This window comes from Mycobacterium sp. SM3041 (assembly GCF_039668335.1).
Lineage (GTDB): Bacteria > Actinomycetota > Actinomycetes > Mycobacteriales > Mycobacteriaceae > Mycobacterium.
Window position 1 is genome coordinate 1 of the sequence record NZ_JAYXBQ010000057.1, and the last position, 5,336, is coordinate 5,336.

5 protein-coding genes are annotated in these 5,336 nt (G+C 64.2%); 4 read left to right on the top strand and 1 reads right to left on the bottom strand.

Annotated elements, in window-relative coordinates:
- Window positions 1-190 precede the first annotated feature (190 nt).
- Window positions 191-976, top strand: a complete 786-nt coding sequence (locus VXD91_RS20870; RefSeq protein ID WP_346416280.1) for an IS3 family transposase — start codon at window positions 191-193, stop codon at window positions 974-976.
- A 228-nt stretch (window positions 977-1,204) separates the two neighbouring features.
- Here the strand turns inward: VXD91_RS20870 and VXD91_RS20875 are convergent, their stop codons facing one another.
- On the bottom strand, window positions 1,205-1,795 hold the full coding sequence (locus tag VXD91_RS20875) for a TetR/AcrR family transcriptional regulator (RefSeq protein WP_293021469.1): 591 nt from the start codon (window positions 1,793-1,795) through the stop codon (window positions 1,205-1,207).
- Window positions 1,796-2,277: 482 nt separating this feature from the next.
- Here VXD91_RS20875 and VXD91_RS20880 point away from each other — a divergent pair, with 482 nt between their 5' ends.
- From VXD91_RS20880 to VXD91_RS20890, 3 genes are all read left to right on the top strand, one after another.
- Entirely contained in the window at window positions 2,278-4,101 is a 1,824-nt protein-coding gene (locus VXD91_RS20880) for a fatty acyl-AMP ligase (RefSeq protein ID WP_346416281.1), read from the top strand.
- A gap of 650 nt (window positions 4,102-4,751) precedes the next feature.
- A complete protein-coding gene (locus tag VXD91_RS20885) occupies window positions 4,752-5,051 on the top strand; it encodes a transposase (protein ID WP_346416282.1) in 300 nt (99 codons plus the stop codon).
- 50 nt (window positions 5,052-5,101) lie between these two features.
- On the top strand, window positions 5,102-5,336 hold a 235-nt coding region (locus VXD91_RS20890; RefSeq protein ID WP_346416283.1), incomplete at its 3' end, for an IS3 family transposase.

Consider the following 5,336-nt stretch of genomic DNA (forward strand, 5'->3'; position numbering starts at 1 on the left):
GCGGCCTTTTTCACGTAGGTCAGCCAGGATCCGCGGTGCCCCGTACACCCCGTCAGAGGCTTCGTGAGCGGCCGCTACCGCGGCATCCAGACCGGCACGGCGCACCGCAGCCGCACCAGGTGCGGCGGCCGCGTTGGTGCGCCATTTGTAGAACCCCGAGCGGGACACCTCCAAGAGTCGGCACATCCGATTGGGGTCTGGGCCCAGCACGGCCGCGGTCCGACGTGCCGATCTCGATGCCGCTGTCGCGGCCGCGCACACCGCCTCTGATGGGGTCTACGGGGCACCGCGCATCCTGGCCGATCTGCGTGGGAAGGGCCGCACGGTGTCCCGTAAAACGGTGGCCGCTTCGCTGGCGCGCCAGGGCCTTCACGGGATCAGTCCACGGACGTTCGCTCCGGTGACCACGGTGGTGGATCTGGACGCCCCACCGATCCCTGATCTGGTGAAACGCCGTTTCGATGCCGGGACGCTCAATGCGGTGTGGACCAGCGACATCACCTATCTGCGCACCGGGCAAGGCTGGCTGTATCTGTGCGCGGTCCGTGATGGGCATTCCCGGCGGGTCATCGGCTGGGCCATCGAGGACTACCTGCATACCGATCTGGTCGAGTCGGCGGTCGCGATGGCGGTGGCTCTGCGCGCCGACCTGCCCGAGCAGGTGATCTTCCATGCGGATCGGGGCTGTCAGTACACCAGTGCGCAGATGGCTCGGGTTGCCCGCACCCACAATCTGGCCCGTTCGGTAGGGCGTACAGGTGTGTGCTGGGACAACGCTGCCACTGAATCATTCTGGGCCACACTGAAAGTCGAGTTCTACGACCGGTACTTGTGGCCCACCAAGGCGGCCGCTAAGCTCGCCGTCGGTGACTGGATCGAACGGATCTACAACCGCCGCCGACGACACAGCGCGATCGGCATGATCACACCGGTGGAATACGAAAACCGGATCACTAAGACGGCACAAGCCGCCTGACCCTGTGTCCACCAAACGGGGTCAAGCCCAGTTACAGATAAGCGGATCAGTCCGCGCTAGCGCCGAAGGCGCGGGCTCCACTGCCGCAGCTAGTCTGCCGCAATGCGACTACGGGTTTCGTAAACCCCACACCATCTTCGATACCCGTAGGAGCTCCCGAATCTGCCCGGCGCCGCAAGTGCACCACCGCGTCACGAATTCTCGTTTCGGCACCTCGCTCCTGGGCGGCTACACACTTCCCGACGGCTTCACGGCCGCCGACAGCAACTTGGGGGTATGTAGCAGATGCTGGGCGTAGTCGAGAAGCACACGATGGAGCAGTTCGTCGGGCACGTCGCGCAACCGCGCATCGGTTACAACGCCGGAAACTCCGCCGATGATCATCGATGTCCCGATATGGTGGGCGACGTCCGCGTCGGGGCCATCAAGCAGCGTGATCAGCTTCACGACGGCGTTCTCCAACTCGACATGCGTCTTCGCGAGCGTGCTCATGGCCGGGTCGTTCTGCACAATTGCGCTGAGGCCCCTATGGCGCACCGCCAGTTCGACAAAGCCGCTGGCGGCGACTTCGCGCCGCGAATGGGGGTCGGGAAGCGCGTCGGCGATACGTATTACGCGAGCGATGTCCTCGAGTAACGGCTGTGCGACGGCCCTCACGATCTCGTCTTTGGTGTGAAAGTGGTAGTACACAGCGGCTTTGGTCACCTCAAGCCGGTCGGCAATCATCTGCAAGGTCGTGCCCTTGACACCGTACTCAGCGAATAATTCCAAAGCCGCCTGGACGATACGGTGGCGTACGAAGCCACGTGATGACGTCAAGTTTCCTCTGCCAACCTTTCGGGGAGTTTATGCGGGCTGCGTGCGCACTGGATGAATGATGCCTCAGCGGCGGATGTGATGTCACTCACCTTCGGCTGGGGTTGCCCATCGTTAGCCATGGAAGCTAAATTAACCAGCCAGTTGGCAAGTTAGATTTGTCATCGCGGCTATAGTGCAGCGATCAGTCACGTTGGAGCCGATGTGCGCATCATTCAGACCATTTCGTTACGCCGGCATCGTCTGCTCGACATGTTGGTCGCCCCAAAGCGGCAGATCGCGGCCATCATCGGGGCGTACTTCCGGTGGCCATACATTGTTTGCATACCGCCCAAACGCCAGCAGTCGACCGGACGCGCACCTGCAGCTGATCAGTCTGCATCACGCCACGTCTAGACAGTAGGAGCGCAGAACACTGTGGCACTGTTTGCTTGGGGCCGACGATGAGAAAGTTCATGGGTCAAAGTGACGTCAAAATGACTTCGATGACACGCAAAGCGTTGAGCAACAATACTGCTGGAGATGCAGCGTCAGCCGAAAGTTTCCTTCACTCCGATGGCAGCATTGTCATACCGGACGGCATCACGCTGACGTCGTTCCTGGAGCGCAACCGCGCGGCGATGGGCGAGAGTCCGTCGTACCGGTTCATCGACTACGCGCAGAACCCTGACGGCGAGATCATCGAACTCAGCTGGAACGGCCTGTGGGCTCAGGTCAACGCCGTTGCGGCCCGGCTCCAGCAGGTCACCGCTCCCCGCGACCGGGTGGCGATCCTCGCGCCGCAGGGCGTCGACTATGTCGCGGCGTTCTTCGCGGCCGTGCACGCCGGGAACATCGCCGTGCCGTTGTTCGCGCCGGCCCTCGCCGGGCACACCGAGCGCCTGGCCGCGGTGCTGGCCGACGCCAAGCCGGCCGCGGTGCTCACCACCACCGCGGCCGCCGAAGCGGTCCGCACGTTCATCAAGACGCTGCCCGCCGCCGAGCGCCCGCGGGTGATCGCCGTCGACGCCGTGCCGGACACCCTCGCCGAGATGTACGTGGCCCCAGAGTCCCGCACCGACGACGTCGCCTACCTGCAGTACACCTCGGGCTCGACGCGCACGCCTGCCGGCGTGGAGATCACGCATCGGAACGTGTGCACCAACGTCATTCAGATGATCCTGGCCGGCGGCCTGGACACCGACATCCGCAGCGTGAGCTGGTTGCCGCTGTATCACGACATGGGCTTGATCATGATCATGTTCCCCGCGCTGTGCGGCGGCCAGATCAGTCTGATGGACCCCATGGCGTTCGTCCGCCGGCCCTACCGGTGGATCCGGCGCCTCGCCGACGAGGCCGCCCACGGCCGCACGTTCGCGGCCGCACCCAATTTCGCCTTCGAGTTGTGTGCGCAGCGTGGCCTGCCGCCGGCCGATGAACCGCTCGACCTCAGCAATGTGGTGACGCTGCTCAACGGTTCCGAGCCCGTGACGCTGCCGTCCATCGAGCAGTTCATGGAGGCCTTCAAGCCCTACGGGCTGCCCGAGACCGTGGTGAAGCCGTCGTACGGCATGGCCGAGGCGACGCTGTCGGTCGCCAGCATCGGCGCGGACGAAAAGCCGTGCGCCACATATCTGGACCGCGAGGAGCTCGCGGCGGGCCGGGCCGTCGTCGTGGGCCGGCACGCGGACGGCGCGGTGCCCCACGTGTCGTGCGGGCAGGCCATCCCGGACCAGTGGGTGACGATCGTGACGCCCGACGGCGATGAGGCCGCCGACGGCACCGTCGGCGAAATCTGGTTGCACGGCAACAACATCGGCCGGGGCTACTTCGGCCGGCCCGAGGAGTCCGAGCGGGTCTTCGGCAACAAGCTGCAGACCCGTCAGACCGTCAGCCACGCCGATGGCGCTGAGGACAACGCATTGTGGTTGGCCACAGGCGATCTGGGCGTTTACGTCGGCGGCGAGCTGTTCGTCACCGGCCGCATCAAGGATCTCGTCATCGTCGACGGACGCAACCATTACCCGCAGGACATCGAGGCGACGGTCAGCCGCGCCTCGTCGGCGGTGCGGTCCGGCTACGTGACAGCCTTTGCTGTGCCTGGTGATTCGGGTGAACAACTGGTCGTGGTGGCCGAGCGTGCGGTGGGTGCCGGGCGTGCCGAACTGGGGCCTGTGGCCGAGGCGGTGCGGGCTGCGGTGTCGCGTCATCACCAGGTGCGCGTCGCCGAGGTGCGACTGGTTGCGGCCGGCCGCATCCCCCGTACGACGTCGGGAAAGCTGGCCCGCACCGCCGCGCGGGCAGAGTTTCTGAACGGTCAATTCCACTGACGTCCTGCTGAAGAATGACAGCTCCTAGTCAGAGTTCAGCACCGCCCGAACCGATGAAACAGATAGATGGTGACGGATGACTACGGATGACTTCGCTCAGACCGAAGATTTCCATGGCTGGAATCGCTGTTGCAGAATTCAGCCTCGATCACGGACCGACCGCTACCCCTCCCACCGCAAATATGGTGGTCCGCATCTGAGACACGAAACCCCGCCCCGGGAGTGCCCCCAGCCAGCGACGCACCTAGAGCGCGTAGAACTAGCCCATCAACCCGTGACCTGGCGCTCACCCTGGATGGGCAATCGCACGACGTTCGTCGTGAAGTACCTGAACGATCACTACCGAATACACCTACCTCGAGCGATCGCACGTGGAATCGTCGTCGAGTACCTTTACCTGGTCGCCGACCATTTCAGAATCGACCGCTACCGCGCACAACGATTCTTGACCGACGAAGCCTTGCGCGCGAGCGCTTTGGACATCCTGGGATCACCACCCCTAATGTTCGAGCTTGGACTGATACAAATGAGGACGATGTCGTCGAAACGCACGCTCCCGGTAATTCTAGAGACTGATGGGCCTGGGGTTGACCCCTGATGGTGGACACCTAACTGGTGGGACTGCTGGTCCCGCGCGAAGGATGTCCGGTATGTCGGGCAAGCGCAAGAAGTACACCCCGGAGTTTCGGGAGCAGGCTGCCCGCCTGGTGATCGAGACGGGCAGCCCGATTGCGCACGTGGCCGTGGAGATCGGCGTCGGTGAACAACTGCTGGAGCGCTGGGTGCGCCTGGCCCAGCAACGCGCGAGCGGCACCGATACTGACGCGGTGCTCGATGCTGATGTGCGTGCCGAGTTGGAGCGGCTGCGCAGAGAGAATGCTGAATTGCGTTTGGACCGTGAGTTTTTGAAAAAAGCCGCGGCCTTCTTCGCCTCCGAACAGAACCGGTAGAGGCCTACCAGGGTATTGCCGCCGAGAAGGCCAACTACAGCATCGTACGGATGTGCCGACCCTTGGAGGTGTCCCGCTCGGGGTTCTACAAATGGCGCACCAACGCGGCCGCCGCACCTGGTGCGGCTGCGGTGCGCCGTGCCGGTCTGGATGCCGCGGTAGCGGCCGCTCACGAAGCCTCTGACGGGGTGTACGGGGCACCGCGGATACTGGCTGACCTACGTGAAAAAGGCCGCGCGGTGTCCCGCAAGACCGTGGCCGCCTCGCTGGCGCGCCAGGGCCTGG